This window comes from Arthrobacter sp. FW306-1B-F12A (assembly GCF_058781865.1).
Genome location: NZ_JBYSXD010000038.1, coordinates 1 through 19,430 on the forward strand (window position 1 = coordinate 1; position 19,430 = coordinate 19,430).

Annotated in this window: 17 protein-coding genes; 8 read left to right on the forward strand and 9 right to left on the reverse strand. The window is 64.6% G+C overall.

Going from position 1 to position 19,430, the window contains the following annotated elements:
• The first annotated feature begins 206 nt into the window (after window positions 1-206).
• From AC3WJU_RS16490 to AC3WJU_RS16500, 3 genes are read left to right on the forward strand one after another with little or no spacing between them, the layout of a single operon-like run.
• Window positions 207-1,337, forward strand: a complete 1,131-nt coding sequence (locus tag AC3WJU_RS16490) for a cupin domain-containing protein (protein WP_492260366.1) — start codon at window positions 207-209, stop codon at window positions 1,335-1,337.
• Complete coding sequence (locus AC3WJU_RS16495; protein WP_492260367.1) at window positions 1,334-2,170, forward strand: fumarylacetoacetate hydrolase family protein; 837 nt, start codon at window positions 1,334-1,336, stop codon at window positions 2,168-2,170. Before AC3WJU_RS16490 ends, AC3WJU_RS16495 begins: the two co-directional genes overlap by 4 nt.
• Window positions 2,170-2,901, forward strand: a complete 732-nt coding sequence (locus tag AC3WJU_RS16500; RefSeq protein ID WP_492260368.1) for a maleylpyruvate isomerase family mycothiol-dependent enzyme — start codon at window positions 2,170-2,172, stop codon at window positions 2,899-2,901. The genes AC3WJU_RS16495 and AC3WJU_RS16500 overlap by 1 nt, the downstream gene beginning before the upstream one ends.
• Window positions 2,902-3,056: 155 nt before the next feature.
• Here AC3WJU_RS16500 and AC3WJU_RS16505 read toward each other — a convergent pair whose 3' ends face one another.
• Window positions 3,057-3,521: a DUF4383 domain-containing protein gene (locus AC3WJU_RS16505; protein WP_284991734.1), complete on the reverse strand. Its 465-nt coding sequence runs from the start codon at window positions 3,519-3,521 to the stop codon at window positions 3,057-3,059.
• A gap of 476 nt (window positions 3,522-3,997) precedes the next feature.
• On the opposite strand from AC3WJU_RS16505, the gene AC3WJU_RS16510 reads away from it, so the two are divergent.
• A complete protein-coding gene (locus AC3WJU_RS16510; protein WP_492260369.1) occupies window positions 3,998-5,329 on the forward strand; it encodes a cell division protein PerM in 1,332 nt (443 codons plus the stop codon).
• 30 nt (window positions 5,330-5,359) lie between these two features.
• Here the strand turns inward: AC3WJU_RS16510 and AC3WJU_RS16515 are convergent, their stop codons facing one another.
• Window positions 5,360-5,782 (reverse strand): hypothetical protein, encoded by a 423-nt coding sequence (locus AC3WJU_RS16515; RefSeq protein ID WP_253257189.1) that lies wholly within the window; start codon window positions 5,780-5,782, stop codon window positions 5,360-5,362.
• 38 nt (window positions 5,783-5,820) lie between these two features.
• On the opposite strand from AC3WJU_RS16515, the gene purN reads away from it, so the two are divergent.
• Window positions 5,821-6,393, forward strand: coding sequence for a phosphoribosylglycinamide formyltransferase (gene purN, locus AC3WJU_RS16520; RefSeq protein WP_492260370.1), 573 nt, complete (start codon window positions 5,821-5,823; stop codon window positions 6,391-6,393).
• Between the two features lie 97 nt (window positions 6,394-6,490).
• On the opposite strand, the gene AC3WJU_RS16525 is transcribed toward purN, so the two are convergent.
• From AC3WJU_RS16525 to AC3WJU_RS16535, 3 genes are read right to left on the reverse strand one after another with little or no spacing between them, the layout of a single operon-like run.
• Window positions 6,491-7,843, reverse strand: coding sequence for an MFS transporter (locus tag AC3WJU_RS16525; protein ID WP_492260371.1), 1,353 nt, complete (start codon window positions 7,841-7,843; stop codon window positions 6,491-6,493).
• A 20-nt stretch (window positions 7,844-7,863) separates the two neighbouring features.
• On the reverse strand, window positions 7,864-8,832 hold the full coding sequence (gene murQ / locus AC3WJU_RS16530; RefSeq protein WP_307053051.1) for an N-acetylmuramic acid 6-phosphate etherase: 969 nt from the start codon (window positions 8,830-8,832) through the stop codon (window positions 7,864-7,866).
• Window positions 8,816-9,754 (reverse strand): N-acetylglucosamine kinase, encoded by a 939-nt coding sequence (locus AC3WJU_RS16535; RefSeq protein ID WP_492260372.1) that lies wholly within the window; start codon window positions 9,752-9,754, stop codon window positions 8,816-8,818. The genes murQ and AC3WJU_RS16535 overlap by 17 nt, the downstream gene beginning before the upstream one ends.
• 120 nt (window positions 9,755-9,874) lie before the next feature.
• Between AC3WJU_RS16535 and purH the strand changes: the two genes are divergently transcribed.
• On the forward strand, window positions 9,875-11,545 hold the full coding sequence (purH, locus tag AC3WJU_RS16540) for a bifunctional phosphoribosylaminoimidazolecarboxamide formyltransferase/IMP cyclohydrolase (RefSeq protein ID WP_307053053.1): 1,671 nt from the start codon (window positions 9,875-9,877) through the stop codon (window positions 11,543-11,545).
• A 169-nt stretch (window positions 11,546-11,714) separates the two neighbouring features.
• Here purH and AC3WJU_RS16545 read toward each other — a convergent pair whose 3' ends face one another.
• Window positions 11,715-12,746 (reverse strand): trypsin-like serine peptidase, encoded by a 1,032-nt coding sequence (locus tag AC3WJU_RS16545; protein ID WP_492260373.1) that lies wholly within the window; start codon window positions 12,744-12,746, stop codon window positions 11,715-11,717.
• 172 nt (window positions 12,747-12,918) lie between these two features.
• Window positions 12,919-13,902 (reverse strand): trypsin-like serine peptidase, encoded by a 984-nt coding sequence (locus AC3WJU_RS16550; RefSeq protein ID WP_492260374.1) that lies wholly within the window; start codon window positions 13,900-13,902, stop codon window positions 12,919-12,921.
• 210 nt (window positions 13,903-14,112) lie between these two features.
• Between AC3WJU_RS16550 and AC3WJU_RS16555 the strand changes: the two genes are divergently transcribed.
• A complete protein-coding gene (locus AC3WJU_RS16555) occupies window positions 14,113-16,332 on the forward strand; it encodes an NADP-dependent isocitrate dehydrogenase (RefSeq protein ID WP_059388022.1) in 2,220 nt (739 codons plus the stop codon).
• A 79-nt stretch (window positions 16,333-16,411) separates the two neighbouring features.
• On the opposite strand, the gene AC3WJU_RS16560 is transcribed toward AC3WJU_RS16555, so the two are convergent.
• Window positions 16,412-17,512, reverse strand: a complete 1,101-nt coding sequence (locus tag AC3WJU_RS16560) for an FAD-dependent oxidoreductase (RefSeq protein ID WP_492260383.1) — start codon at window positions 17,510-17,512, stop codon at window positions 16,412-16,414.
• A gap of 117 nt (window positions 17,513-17,629) precedes the next feature.
• Here AC3WJU_RS16560 and AC3WJU_RS16565 point away from each other — a divergent pair, with 117 nt between their 5' ends.
• Window positions 17,630-18,076, forward strand: coding sequence for a DoxX family protein (locus AC3WJU_RS16565; protein ID WP_306964029.1), 447 nt, complete (start codon window positions 17,630-17,632; stop codon window positions 18,074-18,076).
• 5 nt (window positions 18,077-18,081) lie between these two features.
• Here AC3WJU_RS16565 and AC3WJU_RS16570 read toward each other — a convergent pair whose 3' ends face one another.
• On the reverse strand, window positions 18,082-18,579 hold the full coding sequence (locus AC3WJU_RS16570) for a uracil-DNA glycosylase family protein (RefSeq protein ID WP_284992035.1): 498 nt from the start codon (window positions 18,577-18,579) through the stop codon (window positions 18,082-18,084).
• Window positions 18,580-19,430: the final 851 nt, after the last annotated feature.

Below are 19,430 nucleotides of genomic sequence, written 5' to 3' on the forward strand. Positions count from 1 at the left end.
CCACCCAAGCCGTGACCCACCCAACTGACTCGCAGTTGATGTCGTTTTGAGGGCCCATAACGACATCTATTGCTAGTCAGTTGGGTCTGCGGGCCCGTCAGGTGGGCCAGAAGATTCTGTCTAGCAGAATATGCTGGAGATCACTTAGGGGCTTCCCTAGGGTCTGGAGTACGCCAAAACTGTCCCGTACCCCCGAGGAGGCCTCTGTGTCCATCAGCGCCGATAGCACAACCCACGAATCAGTTGCCGCCGAGAACGCTGTTCCGGAACCGACTCCCGAGGAAGCCGCCCAGCTGGAGCAGCTGTATCAGGATTTCGAGGCCGGGAACCTGATTCCGCTCTGGACCGAGATCGCGGACCTGATGCCGATGGTGCCGTCCCCGAAGGCCGTGCCTTACGTGTGGCGCTGGAACGATTTGTACCCATTGGCGGCCCGTGCCGGGGACCTGGTGCCTGTTGGCCGTGGCGGGGAACGCCGTGCCATCGCCCTGGCAAACCCGGGCCTCGGCGGTACTCCGTATGCCACACCCACCCTGTGGGCTGCCATCCAGTATCTGGGCGCGCACGAAACAGCTCCGGAGCACCGCCACTCGCAGAACGCCTTCCGCTTCGTCGTCGAAGGTGAGGGCGTCTGGACGGTCGTCAACGGGGATCCGGTGGCGATGCGCCGCGGGGACTTCCTGCTGACGCCGGGCTGGAACTTCCATGGCCACCACAACGACACGGACCAGCCGATGGCGTGGATCGACGGATTGGACATCCCGTTCGTGCACTACGCGGACGCCGGGTTCTTCGAATTCGGCACCGAACGTGTCACTGACGAGGCCACCCCGGACGTTTCGCGATCCGAGCGGCTCTGGGCTCACCCCGGCCTCCGTCCCCTTTCCGGGCTGCAGGACACGGTGAATTCCCCGATCGCGGCCTACCGTTGGGAACACACCGACGCCGCCCTGCGCGAACAATTGCTTCTCGAGGACGAGGGCCACCCGGCCACGGTGTCCCAGGGCCACGCCGCCGTGCGTTACACCAACCCGACCACCGGCGGGGACGTCATGCCCACCATCCGCGCCGAATTCCACCGCCTGCGGGCCGGCGCTTCCACCGAGGCCGTGCGCGAAGTCGGTTCCAGTGTCTGGCAGGTCTTCGAAGGACGCGGCACCGTGGTGCTGAACGGGGGATCCAAGGTCCTGGAAAAGGGCGACCTCTTTGTCGTGCCGTCCTGGCAGGAATGGTCGCTCCACGCCGAGAGTGAGTTCGATCTGTTCCGCTTCAGCGACGCCCCCATTTTCGAACGACTGAATTTCAACCGCACGTACATCGAAGGACGCAACAAATGAGACTCCTCACCCTCCGCATTTCTGACGGGACCGGCACCGGCACCGTGGCCGTCCGCCAGGACGGCGACATCCTGACCGAGATCGACGGGTTCTCCGACGTGGGCGTCCTCCTGCAGGACCCCGCCTGGGCGACTATCGCTGAGGCGGCCAACGGCGCAACTCACGCGTACGACGGCGCCGACCTCGCCGCCGTCGTGCCCTCACCGGGGAAGATCATCTGCGTCGGGCACAACTACCGCAACCACATCAAGGAGATGGGCCGGGAAATCCCCGAGTACCCCACCCTGTTCGCGAAGTACCAGGAATCGCTAATCGGTCCCAACGACGACCTGGCGTTGCCGCAGGAATCGGACACGGTTGACTGGGAGGCCGAGCTCGCCGTCGTGATCGGCAAGAAGGGGCGCCGCATCAGCGAAGCCGACGCGGCCGATCACATAGCCGGGTACTCGGTGCTGAACGACATCAGCATGCGCGACTACCAGTTCCGCACCATCCAATGGCTGCAAGGCAAGACCTGGGAGAAGTCCACCCCGTTCGGGCCCGCCCTGGTCACTAAGGACGAGTTCTCGGCCGGGCCGCTCATGACCTCCGCGGTGGACGGCGAGATCCAGCAGCAGACCCCCACCGGGGACCTCGTGTTCACCCCCGAATTCCTGGTGTCCTACATCTCCACCATCATCACGCTGAACCCGGGCGATGTCATCGCCACCGGCACCCCCGGCGGAGTGGGCCATGCCCAGAACCCGAAGCGGTACCTCCAGGAGGGCCAGCTCCTGGTCACCACCATCGAGGGACTGGGCCAGCTGAGCAACCGCGTGGTCAAGGAAGCCTGATGGTCGCCCGCCACGACCTCACCACCGATCCTGGCCTGCAGGAACAGCTCCTGCAGGCCCGGCGTGGGACCGCGTTCTTCGCCCGCAAGCTCAACGAACTCACCGATGCCGGGCTCGACGGCGATTCGCTGCTTCCCGACTGGACCCGCCGCCACGTTGTAGCACACGTGGGCTACAACGCCCGGGCCATCGCCCGCCTCGTGGAGTGGGCGTCGACCGGCGTGGAGACTCCGATGTATCCCTCAATTGCAGTGCGGGATGAGGAGATCAACTTCGGCGCCACCCTGTCTCCCATCGCGTTGCGGAACCTGTTTGACCACTCCGCCGTGCACCTGAGCGTGGAATGGCGGGATCTGCCCGAGGACGCCTGGCACCACACGGTCCGGACCATCCAGGGCAGGGAAGTCCCGGCGTCGGAAACGGTCTGGATGCGCACCCGCGAAGTCTGGGTGCACGCCGTCGACCTCTACAACGGAGCATCGTTCGGTGACATCCCGGCGTCGGTACTGGAACGGCTGCTGCGCGACATCACCGGTTCGTGGGCCGCCCGGGGCACCGACGCCGGGTTGTTGGTCAGCGTCGCTGGCACGGACCTCACGTTTGGCGATCCGGACGCCGCCGTCGTGGTCGCCGGGCCTCTCGCCGGCGTCGTGCAATGGGCCACCGGACGCGGGGCCGGCGGGGTGACCGCGGGCGCTGGGCCCGTGCCGGCGGCACCAAAGTGGATCTGACGGCGTCGGGCACAAAGAAGGTTGGCACAGCTCCCGGCTTCTTCACCGCAGGAACTGCACCAACCGCTTGTATGACTATTCAGATTTAGCTGTAGATCCTACCCATCGGCGGCTCCTGTAATCCCGGGCTAACTCAATCCGGGCTTTGAATAGGGCTACTTTGCGTCGTCGGCCAGATGCCGTGAAAACATCCAGCCAGCGGCAATCATCAGGATGCCCAAGACCATGAACGTCCAGTTGTCGAGCGTGTTCAGCGACAGGAAGTTGGCCGCCGAATCAACCCCGACACTCAGTCCGTACACACTGAACACGATGTACAAGGCGCCGAAGCTCATCAGGATATTGCGTGCGCTATGGCCGCCCGAGCGGGACATCGCCCAGCTGGTTCCACCGATGAGGAGCTGCACAATGTTGAGCAGCAGCGACACTTGGAACACACCCAGGAGCATTGCGTGCGAATTTGGCCCGAAGAACTGCAATTCCCCGTACCGCATGGTGATTCCCGGAATGAATCCGAGAAGGCCCACCAGCGCCATCAGAATACCTACACCCATGCCGATGTTCTGGATGTCCGTCCGTCCAAAGTGAACACCATGTGCATGTGGGGTTGCGGTAGTCATTTATGCCCTCCATCCACCTATTGCGAACAATCCAATTTTACGTCTGACTTATGCAAAAAGCGCTGGGAGCGGCGGCGTCCGGCCGGCCTGGCGGCGGCGTGCCCGGCGGCCCCAGAGGCACTGCGCGCCCCGGACGCTCGCTCACCTATGGCGGGTTTTTCCCCGACGCTCGCTCACGTATGTCGGGTTTCCTGCCAACGCTCGCACACATATACGACGACAGCGGTGCGGCCGGAGTGAGCGCGCGTTGGCCCGGCGTGCCTCATTGGTGAGCGGGCGTTGGCCCGGCGTGCCTCATTGGTGAGCGCGCGTTGGCCCGGAAAACCTCATTGGTGAGCGGGCGTTGGCCCGGAAAACCTCATTGGTGAGCGAGCGTCCGCCCGGAACGCCTCATAAGTGAGCGGGCGTTGGGGGATTGGCGGGCCGTGCGGGCGCCTGCCGGGGGAGCGGGGCACGCCGTGGCACGATAGAACACGATGAAACTGCGCGCTGATCAGACTGGTAACCATGGCCTGCCCATGCCTTTGTGGCTGCAGGGTGCCCTTGAGTCGGCCCAGGCCGCCATCATCTCCGCGCTCGTGGTGGTCCTGCCGCTGATCGGTGTCTGGGCAACTGACGGATTCCAGAACCACACCGTCGATTTCCTGGCACGCCTGGCTGGCCAAGCCTGGTTGCTGGTCCACGGCGTTCCGCTGCAACTTGCCACTGTGAACATGGGAACCGCGGGTCTACCGGGTTCCGGGATGTTGTCCCTTATCCCGCTCGGACTGACGCTGGTCCCCTTCCTTTTGGCGTGGCGCGCGGGCCGCCGGCTGGCCAGGGCTTCCTACACGGACCAGCTGTGGCAGGCCTTCTTCGGAGCGTTGCTTGTCTACGGGGCGTTCGGCGCGGCCACCGGATTCGTGTGCCGGACGCAGGACGTCGTCATCAACATCTGGTTCGCTGCCTTACTTCCGCTAATCCCGTTCGGTCTCGGCATGGTGGTGGGTGCCCGGCGTGAGTCGGGCTCGTGGAGCAGGCTCATTGGGGTAGACGCCGTCGATTGGCTTGCGCGCACAAGCCAACATTCCCGCTGGGCCGGTTCCTACTTCGGCTCCGCCATCAAGGCCGGATTCGTCGCGATCATGGCAGCACTGACACTCTCGGCGACGCTGCTCGCCGTCGACCTTGTCATCCACTGGACGGACATCATCGCCGTCTACGAAGGCCTGAAAGCCGGCGCCCTCGGCGGTGGCGTCCTGACCATCGCCCAGCTCGGCTACCTCCCCAATCTGGCGATATTCGCTTTGGCTTGGTCCTCTGGCGCAGGGTTCTCCCTCGGCATCGGCTCACACGTCGGGCCGCTGGGCACCGCCGTCGGGCCGCTGCCCGCGATCCCCGTCTTCGGCGCACTACCCACCGGGCAGCTCGACTTCGGCGCCGCGGCCCTCGCCCTGCCGGTGATCGCCGGTGTGTTGGCGGGCTGGTGGTTCCTGCGGGCGGGGGAGAACCACTTCGACGAATGGCTCTCCATCAAGATCAAGGCGCGCTGGTTCACGGCTCCTGTTTCCACGCTGATCCTCGGCGCGCTCATCGGGGCCGTCGCAGGGGCTTTGGCCGGAGGCCTCGCCTGGCTGGCGCGCGGTTCCGCCGGGATCGGGCGTCTCACCGAGATCGGCCCGGACCCGCGGTGGACGGCAGTCTGGATCGCCGCGGAGGTGGGGATCGGCGTCGTGATCGGTTATTGGGTGGGGCCCTGGCTCGAAAGGCGGCAGAAGCTCCGCGAAGCGGATCTCGACGATTCCGTGTACGACGGCGACCGCCGCTAAGGTGCCTGCCTCACCTGGCTTGCGCCCCGGCTAGCGCAATCCGGAGGGAAGGGAATTCTGGAAATCCACCTGGCACGAGTTCTGGGCGTGGAGCGTCAGTGCGCCTCGTGCACAGTTCTCCAAGGTGGTGACCTGTTGGAAGAAGACGACTGCGGTGAGCACCAGCAGGCACATGATGGCCGTGACCACGAGCCCGGAAATGGTGCCGAACAGAACGATGCGCGGCTGCTTGAACCGGATCGCCCGCACGAGGACCACCACTCCAAGCACCGCCGCGATGACGGTGAGGATTCCACTGAGCCAGACGTAGCTGATGTTCAGGATATAGACGAACAGGGCGCCAAGCACGGTCAGCAGGAAAGTCCTGAACAGCGTGTGGGTAACGGCAAGCGCTGATTTGGCAGCCTCGCTCTGAGGCTGATGCTGCGGGGTGGGTCCAACGCCGGAATTCATGTTTTCCAGCCTACGCGAGCCAGCCATAAGCTAGTGCAATGCGTATTGTTGTCCTCGTCTCCGGCACCGGTTCCAACCTCCAAGCAGTAATCGACGCCGTGAAGGCGGGCGAGCTGGACATTGAGATCGCAGCCGTGGGAGCCGACCGGCCGGGTACCTACGGCGTGGAACGCTCTGCCGAAGCCGGACTGGACACCTTCGTGGTGGACTTCAAGGACTACGCGGACAGGGCCGATTGGAACGCGGCACTTACCAAAGCCGTTGCCTCGTACAATCCGGACGTGGTGGTCTCGTCCGGGTTCATGCGGATTGTGAGTCCGGAGTTCATCGATGCCTTCGAAGGCAAGTACCTCAACACCCACCCCGCGCTGCTTCCCGCTTTCCCGGGAGCCCATGGAGTCCGCGATGCCATGGCCTATGGTGTGAAAGTGACCGGCTGCACTGTCCACTGGGCCGACGCCGGCGTGGACACCGGGCCCATCATCGCCCAGGAAGCGGTGGACATCGCCCCGGACGACACCGAGGACACCCTGCACGAACGCATCAAGGTGGTGGAGCGTAGGCTCCTGGTCCGGACGCTCGCAGAGCTCGCGGCGGGAAAGCACGCCTAAGTCCTCCGTTCGGCCCAACTAGCTCGCATTAGATGTCGTTTTGGCGGCTCATAACGACAACAAATGCGAGTCAGTTGGGCACCCCCGTGGGGCATGCTCAGTCGAGCTCGAGCTGCTTGGTCTCCGGCGCAAACAACGCCATCCACAGCACAGCCACAACGATCAGCCCGCCAGCCAAGGCGAAAGACGTAGCCAGGCCAAGCTCGGGCCAGAAATACGAAGCGAACACGAGTGGCCCGATCCCGGCACCAACGCGTGAGAAGGTCGAGGCCCAGCCGAAGCCGGAACCCCGAAGCTCCGTGGGGTAGAGCTCCGAGACGTAGGTGTAGAGCGCCGGGATGGCCACCTGGATGACGAAGCCGAACGCCAGGAGCCAGAACACGGCCGCGTCAGGAATGTCCACCACCAATGACACGATCACCAGGGCCAACGCGGACAGTGGCCCGGTGATGGCCAGGATCCACTTGCGGCCCACCCGCTCCACCAGCACCGCGGCGACCGCCACGCCCAGGAGCCCGACGCCGGCCATCCCGGCTGTCGTCACGAAGGCCTTGTACTCCTCGAACCCGGCGCCGATCAGAATCCGCGGCATCCACGTCAAGCTCAAGTAGTAGACCAGAAGGATGCTGAAAAACAGGGCCCAGGCCGCCGTCGTGATCTTCCAGTTGAACTGCCAGATCCGTCGCAGTTGCTGCCACGCGCTGCCGGCGGAGAGACGGGGCGCATCTTGTGGTGCGGGCAGGCTGTAGGCGCGCGGCTCGGCTCCCGTGGCCAGGACGAGGCTGTCGATGACGTCGGCGGCCTCTTGGCGCCGGCCCCTGCGGATGAGGAAGAGCGGGGATTCGGGCACGCTCCGCCTGACCCAGAACACCAGCAAGGCAGGCAACACCATCACGAGCATGGTGAGGCGCCAATCGGCAAAGGCCGCAACAAGTCCGGCCGAAATGAAGCCGCACAGGGCGGCCCCTACGGGCCACCAACCATCCATAGCGGTAAGCACCTTGCCGCGATGCTTCCGTGGCGTGAATTCACCGACGAGTGCGTAATCCACGGGAATGCAGCCGCCCAGCCCGAAGCCGGCCATGAAGCGGAAGATGCAGAACCACACGATGTCCGGCGCGAAAGCTCCCAACACAGTAAAGATGGAGAAGATCAGCAGGGTGGCCGTGAAGGCCCGTTTCCGGCCGATGGTGTCCGCGATGGTACCCCAGGCGAAGGCGCCCAAGGCCATGCCGATCAGGTTTGCGGTGCCGATCCATCCGGCGTCGGCGGGCTGGAGGGACCAATGCTTGGAAAGCAGCGGAATGAGGATGCCGTTGAGGGTGACGTCCCAGGCATCGAACATGAAGCCGAGGCCCCCGATCAGGAAGATCCTGCCCTGGACCTTCCACCGCCACGGCAGCTCCTGGACAACCTGTTCGCCGCTCGGGACGGTCGTGTAAGTATTCATTTCCCCTCCTGGGGAAAACTCTATCCGTGCTTCTCGATCGCCTTTCGCAGGAAGCCGCCGGCCTCGTCCAAAGCGCTCTTGGCCTGCCCCGGATCGATCCCCGTCAGCACTACCAGGATGGCTGCCTTGACCGATCCACCCACGGAATCCAGCGCGCGAATCGCCGTCTCTGCGTCCACTCCGGTGGCGTGTTGGATGGTCCGTTGGGACCTTGCGAGGAGCTTGTTGTTGGTTGCCCGCAGATCGACCATCAGGTTTCCGTAGGTCTTCCCGAGCTTGACCATCGCGAGCGTGCTGATCATGTTGAGGACGAGTTTCTGCGCCGTGCCGGCCTTCAGCCGCGTTGAACCGGCAACGAACTCGGGACCAACCACGACGTCGATCGCCACGTCCGCCAGTTTGCTGATGGGCGAAGCGTGGTTGCAAGCGATCGAGGCGGTGAAAGCGCCTCGGCTGCGGGCCTCCTCAAGGGCGCCGATCACGTACGGTGTGCGTCCCGAAGCCGAGATTCCGACGACGGCGTCCGCCTCGGTCACGCTGATGTCGTGCAGGTCCCGGGCTCCGGCAGTGGCGTTGTCCTCGGCGTACTCCACTGGCTTCTGGATGGCTTGGGTGCCGCCCGCGATGATCCCGACGACGAGCCCCGGGGGAGTGCCGAACGTGGGCGGGCATTCGCTCGCGTCCAAAACCCCGAGCCGCCCGGCCGTTCCGGCGCCGACGTAGAGCAACCGGCCGCCGCGGGCGAGGCGCTCCGCAACGGCGTCGACCACTGCGGCGATTTCCCCGCTGGCTTGTTCGACGGCGGCCGGGACGCCGCGGTTCTGCTCATTCATGGCCGCGACGAGTTCGGCCGTGCCCATGGTGTCCAACTCACTGAGCGCGGGCAACGCGGCTTCGGTTTGCAGGCCCGCGAGCTCCGAACGGAGTTCCTCGAGCCCGTCGGGGGAGTCCGGGGTACCGGGGGAAGAAGCGTCAGGCTGTTCCGTCACGGTGAATGTACCTTTCCTGGAGGAGCCCGCGGCGGTTCGCTGCGAGGGCGGCCCCGTCCAAGCCATCGCCGAGAGCCGCAACCACCTCAATCCCAGCCGAAGCGAGGGCGTTGTGCAAGAGCCCGCCGAAGAACTCCGATTTCACGACGCCGCCAAGGAGCGCCACCTGCTTCGTGTCGCCCGCGGCAAGGGCCACGGTGTTCACGAGAAGCCTGCAGGCTTCGTCCACAATGCCGCGTGCGACGGCGTCTCCCGCCTCCGCTTCTTTCAGCACCACGGGCGTGAAACGCGCCATCGTCCGTGCCGGGTTGTCGGATTCGGCGAGCCACGCCGGAAGTTGCGCGGGGGAGCCTACAAGCGCGGCAGCCGCGCCGAGCAACGACGTGGCAGGGCCGCCGTCGTGAGCTTGTAGTGCGGCCTGAAGGCCCTGCTGGCCGATCCAGCGGCCGCTTCCGCGATCGCCCAAGAGCGGTCCCCAACCATCGGCACGGTGGAGGGTTCCGGCGTCGTCGAAGCGGAAGGCAACAGCCCCCGTGCCAACAATCAGCACCGTTCCGGGTGCGCCGTGCAGGGCGCCGAGCTGGGCCGCGGTTGCGTCCGAGAGAACCGCGGCCGGGACCTTGAAGCGCTCGGAAAGGAGGACGGCGAGTTCGTGGGAGTTGGCCGTTGAGGCCTCAACCCCGGCCACGGCGGCGCCGATTCCAAGCAACGAACCTTCCGGGAATGCTGCCGGAAGCCCCCGCGGCAGCATGGCCGCGGTGTCCGCGAGCAGCTCGAAGGCGAGCCGGGCGCCGTCGTCCATGCCGAGGCCGGGGAAGCCCTGCTGGTCCGCCGAGCCCACCACCTCATCGCCTCGCCTGAGTTCAACCCGGCATCGGCTCTTGCCGACGTCGGCTACCAAAATCACATCCGCGGAATCCATGGCCCAACCATATGTTGCGGACGCGGCCACGTCTCGAAAAACGAAGAGGAGCCACAACACGATAAACTCGTCCATATCCCCAGCAACCGCGGAATCCCGCGATATAAGACGGAGACTTTTGTGAGCTTGACGCAGCTTGACCGTGTTCCCATCCGCCGTGCACTGATCTCGGTTTACGACAAGACGGGGCTGGAGGAGCTCGCGAAGGGCCTGCATGCAGCAGGAGTCGCCATCGTCTCCACCGGTTCCACCGCGAAGAAGATCGCCGCAGCCGGTATTCCGGTCAAGGAAGTCGAAGAAGTCACCGGTTCCCCGGAGATGCTCGACGGCCGGGTCAAGACCCTGCACCCGCGCGTGCACGGCGGTATCCTGGCCGACCGCCGCGTTCCTGCCCACATGGAAACGCTGGCCAAGATGGAGATCGAGCCTTTCGACCTCGTTGTGGTCAACCTCTACCCCTTCGTGGAGACCGTCCGCTCCGGCGCTGCGCAGGACGACGTCGTCGAGCAGATCGACATCGGAGGCCCCGCCATGGTGCGTTCGGCCGCCAAGAACCATGCCGCCGTCGCGATCGTTGTTGACCCGAACTTCTACGGCGCCGTCGTGGAAGCCGCCGCCGCGGGTGGCTTCGACCTGAAGACGCGCCGCCGCCTCGCCGCGAAGGCATTCGCCCACACCGCAACGTACGACACCGCCGTTGCCACCTGGACCGCCAGCCAGTTCCTCGACGAAGACGGTGACGGCGTCATCGATTGGCCCGCCTACGCCGGCCTCGCCCTTGAGCGCTCCGAGGTGCTGCGCTACGGCGAAAACCCGCACCAGCAGGCCGCGCTGTACGTGGACAAGGCGGCCCCCGCCGGCATCGCCCAGGCAGACCAGTTGCACGGCAAGGCCATGAGCTACAACAACTTCGTCGACGCCGACGCCGCGCTCCGCGCCGCGTTCGACTTCTCCGAGCCGGCCGTCGCCATCATCAAGCACGCCAACCCGTGCGGTGTGGCCGTGGGTTCGGCCGATGCCGCGGACCCCATTGCCGACGCCCACGCCAAGGCCCACGCTTGCGATCCGGTATCCGCTTTCGGAGGCGTCATCGCGGCCAACAGCATTGTCACGGCCGGTATGGCCAAGACCGTGGCCGGGATCTTCACCGAGGTTGTCATCGCCCCGGGCTTCGAGCCGGAAGCCGTTGACATCCTGTCCAAGAAGAAGAACATCCGCCTTCTGGCGCTGCCGGACGGTTACGGCCGCTACCCGACGGAACTCCGCCAGGTCTCGGGCGGCGTCCTCGTCCAGCAGGCCGACAAGGTGGACGCCGACGGCGACAACCCCGCCAACTGGACCCTCGCCGCAGGCGTTGCCGCCGACGACGCCACGCTGGCCGACCTCGCGTTCGCGTGGACTGCTTGCCGCGCCGCCAAATCCAACGCGATCCTCCTCGCCAACAACGGGGCGGCAGTCGGCATCGGCATGGGCCAAGTCAACCGCCTCGACTCGTGCAAACTTGCCGTTGAGCGCGCCAACACCTTGGGCGTCCAGGTGGAGTCCAACGTCGACGGTGCCGGCGGTGCCTCCAACGCCGTCGCGACTGGCGCACCCGAGCGCGCCCGCGGTGCCGTGGCCGCTTCCGACGCGTTCTTCCCGTTCGCCGATGGCCTCCAGATCCTGATCGACGCTGGTGTCCGCGCCGTCGTCCAGCCTGGCGGTTCAGTGCGCGACGAGGAAGTCATTGCTGCGGCTAACGCCGCCGGTATCACGATGTACTTCACGGGCGCTAGGCACTTCTTCCACTAGGTCCTTTCCCTAGGTCCGGGCGCTCGCACCGGGTCCACTCGCGGCACCAAAAAATGGACATGTCCTCCCGGGAGGACATGTCCATTTTTGGTGGTCGGCGCTGGGCATATTCGCAATATGTCCAACCCTGGGAGCGAACAGGGGGCATGTCCCTGCTGCGCCGGGGAGGTTACGGGGCTGTGGACGCTGTCTGGTACGTGCCTTGGATGACCGTGCCCCAGTACGGGCCGTACATCGTGGTGGAGTTGCTTCCGTAGCCGTAGCTGTTCACCGAGTTCTGGTATCCGCTGGCGCTGCTTCCAAGGAACCACGGGCCACCGGAGGAGCCACCCGTCATGTTGCAGGGGATCCCCTGGGTTTTGAACTGGGGGTTGTTGGGATCGTTTGTGGCAGTGCCTGAGCAGCTCTTGAGCGATTCCCCGGTGAAGGGCGATGCCGCGGGGTAGCCGAACGACTTGTACGCCAGTCCTCGGGCAGCGTTGAACTGGACGCCTGAGGCGCCCACCACGGCTGAGAGCTTTTGGCCATTGAGGGTGTTCATGACGGCAAATCCGGTGTCGTACTGGATGTTTCCACTTGAGGACCACTGGCTGGTTGTGTAGAGCGCCTTGGCCGTCCACTTTCCGTAGGGCGCGGCGCCGTCCTGGTAGGCGGGAACGAACGTGAAGTTGCCCGCGAACGCCCCGGGGCCTTCGTTGAGGCAGTGGCCGGCGGTGGACACGGTGCTCTGGTTGGCGGAGGTGATGGAGTTGCCGGAGCAGACATAGTTCACCCCGCCGAGTGTGAAGAACACTTTTCCGATGTGTGAAACGGGAGACTCACCTGCGTTGGCTTTACGATCCACGGCGGGGGACGGCGCTGCAGTGCTGGTGGCATTCTGGCCTTCGATTGTCAGTGCGCGGCCAAGCCCGGGAAAAACCCGATCGGGAGAAGTTGGTATGTCCGAAAGGCCAACCGCGGCCTGTGTCCGGGTCAGTGCCTTGGTGACAAGAAGGTCACCGGAGACGGCGTTCTTCATCCGTTCAGGAGTCCAATAGTCAGCGGTGTTCGCGTCCGACGCCGAATTGCTGCTCACGGTCGACGCATCGGTGCCATCGCTTATGGACGGGGCCGCGGTGGCCCCGCTGCCGGCGCCCAGCGCGAGTAAGGCGGCGGCAGTGAGGCCGAGCAGGCTTGTGGCCAAGGTCTTGGTTCTCGTCACAGTTGTCCTAGATATCGAGCGGACGGCGGCCGGTTTGTGGAGGCCGCCGACTGACGGAACCGAAACTACCGAAGCCGTGACAAGCATGTAAAGAAATTGTTCAAGTTTTGTGAGATTTGACTTTCGTTTGACAAGATGCGAATTCTGCCTAGTTTCCAACTGGCCGAAAGACCTAGGATGTGGACGCCGTATCGTAGGCATCCCGGATGACGGAGCCCCAATAAGGCCCGTAGATCACAGCCGGGCCACCAGGGTAGCCGTAGCTCGTAATGGAGTTTTGGTAGGAATCCCGGCCCGAGTCGACCATCCAGGGTCCGCCCGATGACCCACCGGTCATATCGCAGGGAATGCCCTGCGCCTTGAACTGTGGATTGATGGGGTCCTTGGTGGCGTCACCCGAACAGCTCTTCAGCGATTGTCCGTCGAACGGCGGGGCGGCAGGGTAGCCAAAGGCTTGGTAGCTCAGTCCCCGGTCCTGGTTGAATTCCACGCCGGACGCGCCAACGACGTCGGCCAAGTGCTTGCCTTTCACCGTGGCAGTAACTGCGAAACCGGTGTCATAGCGGATGTCGCCGGCGGTGCGCCACTGGGGCGTGGTGTAGAGGGCCTTGGCGGGCCAGATGCCGTAAGGAGCATTGCCGTTGAGATAGGCCGGAACGAACACGAAGTTCTGGACAAAGGCTCCGGGACCCTCGTTGACGCAGTGGCCCGCGGTCGCCACTGTGCTGTCGTTGTCCGACACGACGACGTTGCCGGAGCAGACGTAAGCGAAGGCGCCCATGGTGAAGAAGACCTTGCCGACGTGGTCAATAGGGTCTTCGTCTTGGTGCAGGCTCGAGCTGCTGCCCTTGGCGCTGGCGATTTTCACTGGCGGGCCGGTTTCGACCGTGCCGCTGGCGGTGGCGCCACCTCGTGCGAGGGCTTTGCGGGCGAGGACATCGCCCGGGATGGCTGCTCGCATCCGTTCGGGAGTCCAGTACCCCGAGGGGTCGGTGTTTGTTGTCGCCAGGCTGACGAGCTGCTGCGTCCCAGGCGCTGCGAAGCTCGAAACCGCAGTAGGCGTTGCGGCTGCCGCCCCTCCAGCGGCACAGAGGGTCAAAACGGCGGAGGTAATGAGGCTCAGGAGACCAGTGATGGGGAGTGATTTCTTTGTCATGATTGTCCTGCCAATCGTTTGGCGGCCACGTGTTGTCGGCCACAGTTTGACCCAATGAACCTACTCCGATTTGGCGCGGAGGTACATAAGGTTCGGCGCGGTATGACGTTGCACAGCTCGCTTGAGGCCATCCCGGTACGCGCCAATCCGGCCCCCTCAGGTAAGTTAGAGATGTTGAAATCTGCAGACTTTCAGGGAGATGCCCCGCCAATGGCAAAGATTATCTATACCCACACTGACGAAGCGCCGATGCTGGCGACGTACTCGTTCCTGCCGATTGTGGAAGCTTTCGCCTCAACGGCCGGCGTGGAGGTCGAGACCCGCGACATTTCGCTGGCCGGCCGAATCATCGCCGTCTTCGGTGACTACCTGACTGAAGAGCAGCGGATCAGTGACGCACTGGCTGAACTGGGCGAACTGGCAAAGAAGCCCGAAGCGAACATCATCAAGCTTCCCAACATCAGCGCGTCCGTCCCTCAGCTGAAGGCAGCCATTGCCGAACTGCAGGGTCAGGGCTACGCGCTTCCGGACTACCCGGACAACCCCTCCTCCGACGAAGAGACGGACATCCGCTCGCGTTACGACAAGATCAAGGGCTCGGCCGTGAACCCGGTCCTGCGTGAAGGCAACTCGGACCGCCGCGCGCCCCTGTCGGTGAAGAACTACGCCCGCCAGAATCCGCACTCCATGGGTGCCTGGAGCGCCGACTCCAAGACCAACGTTGCGCACATGACGGAGAACGACTTCCGCTCCAACGAGAAGTCCGTGGTCATCCCGGCCGACGACACCATCAAGATCCAGATCGTCCGCGAAGACGGCACCGTCAAGGTCCTCAAGCCGGCCTTCCCCGTCCTCGCCGGTGAAGTAGTGGACGGCACCGTGCTGCGCGCCGCTGCCCTGGACGAGTTCCTGGCTGCCCAGGTGGTCCGCGCCAAGGAAGAAGGCGTGCTGTTCTCGGCACACTTGAAGGCCACCATGATGAAGATCTCCGATCCGATCATCTTCGGCCACGTTGTCAAGGCGTATTTCTCTGAGCTTTTCGACACCTACGGCAAGCAGATCGCTGCTGCCGGCCTGAGCGCCAACAACGGCCTCGCCTCCATCCTGAACGGCCTCGATGAACTCCCGGAAGACGTCCGCGAAGGCATCAAGGCGGCCATCAAGAAGGGCCTGGAAGACGGACCGGCGCTGGCCATGGTCGATTCGGACAAGGGCATCACCAACCTCCACGTTCCCAGTGACATCATTGTTGACGCTTCGATGCCGGCGATGATCCGCAGCTCCGGCCACATGTGGGGACCGGACGGCAAGGAAGCCGACACTCTCGCGGTCATCCCGGACAGCTGCTATGCAGATGTCTACCAGGTGGTCATCGATGACTGCCGTGCCCACGGCGCCTTCGATCCCACCACCATGGGTACGGTTCCGAACGTCGGCCTGATGGCACAAGCGGCTGAGGAATACGGCAGCCACAACAAGACCTTCGAGGTTGAGTACGCCGGAACCATGCAGGTTGTGGATTCTTCCGGAACCGTGTTGATCGAACACCAGGTCTCCCCGGGCGACATCTGGCGCGCCTGCCAGACCAAGGACGTGCCGATCCGCGACTGGGTCAAGCTGGCCGTCACCCGTGCCCGCGCCTCCAAGATGCCGGCTGTCTTCTGGCTCGATGAAACCCGCGCCCACGACGCCCAGCTGATCGCCAAGGTCAAGGAATACCTGAAGGACCACGACACCGAAGGCCTGCAGATCGAGATCATGTCCCCGGAGAAGGCCACCGCGTTCACGCTGGAGCGGATCCGCAAGGGCGAAGACACCATCTCGGTGACCGGCAACGTGTTGCGTGACTACCTCACCGACCTGTTCCCGATCCTCGAGCTTGGCACCAGCGCCAAGATGCTCTCCGTGGTCCCGCTGATCAACGGCGGCGGCCTTTTCGAGACCGGTGCCGGCGGCTCGGCTCCGAAGCACGTCCAGCAGCTCCTGCAGGAAAACCACCTGCGCTGGGACAGCCTGGGCGAATTCCTTGCCCTGGCCGTCAGTTTCGAGCACCTCGCCACCACCACCGGCAACGCCCGGGCACAGGTCCTCGCGGACACGCTCGACCGCGCCACCGGCACGTTCCTGCTCGACAACAAGTCCCCGAAGCGCAGGGTGGGCGAACTCGACAACAGAGGCAGCCACTACTACCTCGCGAAGTACTGGGCACAGGAACTGGCCCAGCAGAGCGACGATACGGAGCTCGCCGCCGCGTTCTCCGCCGTCGCCGAGGCCCTGACGGCCAACGAGGACACCATCATTGCCGAGATGCTCGGAGTCCAGGGTTCGCCTGCCGACATCGGCGGCTACTACCGCCCCGACGCCGCCAAGGCGGAGGCCGTGATGCGACCTTCAGCAAAGCTCAACGAGGTTGTCGCCACCCTGAACTAGGCGCCCCGCCCACCCAACTAACTCGCAGTTGTTGTCGTTTTGAGCGCTCAGAACGACAACAACTGCGAGCTAGTTGCATTTAAGTGCGGCGGAAGCGGCGCGGCGCGTCAATCCCGTCGACAAGATCGGCAAGTACGCGGCCAATAGCCGGGGTGAACTTGAATCCGTGGCCTGAGAACCCCGCGCCGACCACCAGCGGTCCAAAACGGTCGAGCAGGAAATCTTCGTTGGCCGTGCTCGTGTAAGTGCAGCTGATGGGAACCGCCGATTCGGCGTCGACCCCGGGCAGCCATTCACGAGCGTAGCGGCGGAGGGCCTCCAGCTGAACCGGCTCGGGTTCGAATGTGCGGGCATCCGGATCGGTGACAGGCCCTACGCCATGCCACCCCGCCTTGACCCCCTCGCCTGGAGTGAGCATCCCATAGACGGGGCTGTACCAATAGTCGTCACGGGGATCTCCCGGGTCCGGCGCGTGGTTGAAGCTCGGCCAGGACTGGGAATCATCGATGGGCGTGAAATGCGCAGGTTGCTCCTGGGTGACCACCAAACGGGGGAGTGGGACCTGCGCCCCGACAAGCTTGCTGGTCCAGGCGCCCGCCGCGATGACAATCCGGCGCGCCGTGATTTCCAGCGAATCGGTCACGACGACGGCGCGATCCTCGCCGAGCACGCGGATCTCGCGAACAGGGGTCGAATACTCGAAGCGGGCACCGTGTGCCTCGGCCGATGTGCGCAGCGCCTTGAGGGCCTCGGCCGCCCGGACCCGGCCCGATTCCGGCACGAAGAGGACATCGCTTCGGAACACCATGCCCCGCCAACGCTCTGACGCCTCCTTGGCGGAGATGAACTGGCTTGCGATGCCCCGCTCAGCGTGCGCGGTCCGAACTTCCCGGAGCCGGGCAACATTTCCGTGGTTGGCCAGACCCACAAGATCCAACAACTGCGTTTCGGTTTCCTCCGCGAGCCTGTCCCAGAGGTTCCTCGCTTCGCTGACCAAGGCGAGGTAGTCACCCTCTGCGTAGGCCGTGTTGAAGTTGCGCGTCGCACCATGGGAAGCCCCTACATGGTGCCCCTCCTCAAACTGCTCAAGGAGAACCACCGATCGCCCCTTGAGTGCGAGCTGCCAGGCCGCAGCTGATCCCATCGCGCCTCCGCCGACTACGACGACGTCAACATCCATCCCGGCTTCATCCATCCTGTCCTGCGGCCCTCCCACCGAGGTCCGCTGCGGTTTCCATTCTGCCGTGGACGGAGCGGCTGTTTTGAGCTGTGCCCTCGGCATGGAAGATTGGATCGGGTGAAATTCCTCCTTCCTTCGCAGACCTCGTCTTCGCGCGGCATCGCGTTTCTAAGGATCGTGTTCGGCGGCCTTTTGCTGGTGCACGGAGTCCAGAAGCTGCTCGCGGGGCAGCCTGCGTTTGAGGCAACCATCGCCGCGATGGGTGTTCAAAAAGCGGAGCTGATGTCCTGGCTGGTCATCTGGGGTGAAACCGGGCTGGGCGCACTTTTGGTGCTCGGCGCCCTGACGCGGGTGGCTGGCTTCCTGGCGGCCCTCATGTACGCAGGGATCTGGTTTGTCACCGAATCGGGCAAACCGTTGTTGAGCGATAGCCCCGGAATCAACGCCGAACTGCTCATCCTGTATATCGCGTTGGCGTTGGCGTTCGCCTTCATCGGTTCCGGGGCGGTTTCGCTGGACCGGAGACTGTTTGCCGGGAAGCCTGCCCGGAAATCGCGGCGCTAGGATTCCTAGCGCCGACCCGCCTGGAGACCCGCGCGGGCCATCGCGTCCGCGTAGGAGCGGCCCATTTCGATCAGCCATTCGGTCTGGCGTTCCTTGGAACCGGCGAAGGCGCGCCCGTGCAGCGAACGGGCCTTGTAGACCTTCAGGCCGCGGCGCCAGATCAGCTGGTTGTCAGTCTTGAGGAGCATCTGCGCCAGGCGGTTGGCTTCCGTTCCGTGCGCGACGATCGCCGATGCGCGCGGGACGAGTTTGAGGAACGCGATGAGCGGCTTGAGCCCGGCACTGACTTGCTCGGGGGTCAGTTTTCCGTTCGCCTCGCCCGGAGTAAACCACGGGTGGGTGTTCCACGGCATCATCCATTCCGGGCGCAGGCCGAGCTGGAACTGCAGACCCAATAGCCGGGTGGCGGCGGCGTCGTCTCCGGCCCACACAACGCCCCGCGGGGAGGCCTCGCTGGTGTTGGAGAACAGGCTGACAATCCGGCAATCCTCCACCGAGTGCATCGGATCTACGTAGGGGACTTCGAAGCCAGGGCGGAGCTTGCGGAGGAACTCCACATGCTGGTTGACCGGGGCGATGTGCGGGGCGAAGAAAGGGCTGTCCGGAACCGCGGGAGTCACCGATTCTTCCGCGGGAGCCGCTTCGGAGCTTGCGGGTTCGACGACGGCGGCGACCGGTTCGACGACGGCGGGTTCGACGACGGTGGCGACCGGTTCGGCGGCGGGAGCGGCCGCAGGGACCACCCTGCGGGTAATGACCGGGCTGGCCTTGGGCACCGAATTTGTGGGCGCCTTCTTCGGCGTGGCCGTCTTTGCGGCAGCAGCCTTCGGAGCGTCCTTCTTGGCGGGAACCTTCTTTTCGGCCTTGGCCGGGGCGTCCAGGTCATCATCCTCGTCGTCAAACAGACCATCGAAGAGCTTGTCGAGTTCGTCGTAGCCGGTGCCGTAGTCGTCGTCGAGCTCGGGGCCGCGCCCGAAACCTTCCTCGTACCGCGAGTCCAGTTCGGTGCGGTAATCCTCGTCGTGGACCTCGAAATAGTCCGGTTCGGCCAATGCGGTCATGAGAGCAGGGGTCTCCTGGGGTCGGGCAGGGGCCAGTATCGGGCGCGAAGGGGCGCGTCCGTTTCCGGGCCAGTTGATGGGGGCTCTCCGGGGGACCGGTTGAGCCTTTAGATCTTAGCAAGCCATAGATGGTCTGGAGTCCTTCAGCCGTTCATCTGACTCGGTATGTCGCGCGGCTCCGGGGATCAAGGAACCGCGATGCGTCGAACATCACCCGTGGGCGCCGCCGAGGGCGGGCGGAGACACGAGAGGGCGGTGGAATGGACGAAAGAGTCCATTCCACCGCCCTTGTT

Coding starts and splice junctions, on each gene's coding strand:
- AC3WJU_RS16495 (WP_492260367.1), top strand. CDS start 1,334: ATGAGACTCCTCACCCTCCGCATTTCTGACGGGACCGGCACCGGCACC.
- AC3WJU_RS16500 (WP_492260368.1), top strand. CDS start 2,170: ATGGTCGCCCGCCACGACCTCACCACCGATCCTGGCCTGCAGGAACAG.
- AC3WJU_RS16505 (WP_284991734.1), bottom strand. CDS start 3,521: ATGACTACCGCAACCCCACATGCACATGGTGTTCACTTTGGACGGACG.
- AC3WJU_RS16510 (WP_492260369.1), top strand. CDS start 3,998: ATGAAACTGCGCGCTGATCAGACTGGTAACCATGGCCTGCCCATGCCT.
- AC3WJU_RS16515 (WP_253257189.1), bottom strand. CDS start 5,782: ATGAATTCCGGCGTTGGACCCACCCCGCAGCATCAGCCTCAGAGCGAG.
- purN (WP_492260370.1), top strand. CDS start 5,821: ATGCGTATTGTTGTCCTCGTCTCCGGCACCGGTTCCAACCTCCAAGCA.
- AC3WJU_RS16525 (WP_492260371.1), bottom strand. CDS start 7,843: ATGAATACTTACACGACCGTCCCGAGCGGCGAACAGGTTGTCCAGGAG.
- AC3WJU_RS16535 (WP_492260372.1), bottom strand. CDS start 9,754: ATGGATTCCGCGGATGTGATTTTGGTAGCCGACGTCGGCAAGAGCCGA.
- AC3WJU_RS16550 (WP_492260374.1), bottom strand. CDS start 13,902: ATGACAAAGAAATCACTCCCCATCACTGGTCTCCTGAGCCTCATTACC.
- AC3WJU_RS16555 (WP_059388022.1), top strand. CDS start 14,113: ATGGCAAAGATTATCTATACCCACACTGACGAAGCGCCGATGCTGGCG.
- AC3WJU_RS16560 (WP_492260383.1), bottom strand. CDS start 17,512: ATGGATGTTGACGTCGTCGTAGTCGGCGGAGGCGCGATGGGATCAGCT.
- AC3WJU_RS16570 (WP_284992035.1), bottom strand. CDS start 18,579: ATGCACTCGGTGGAGGATTGCCGGATTGTCAGCCTGTTCTCCAACACC.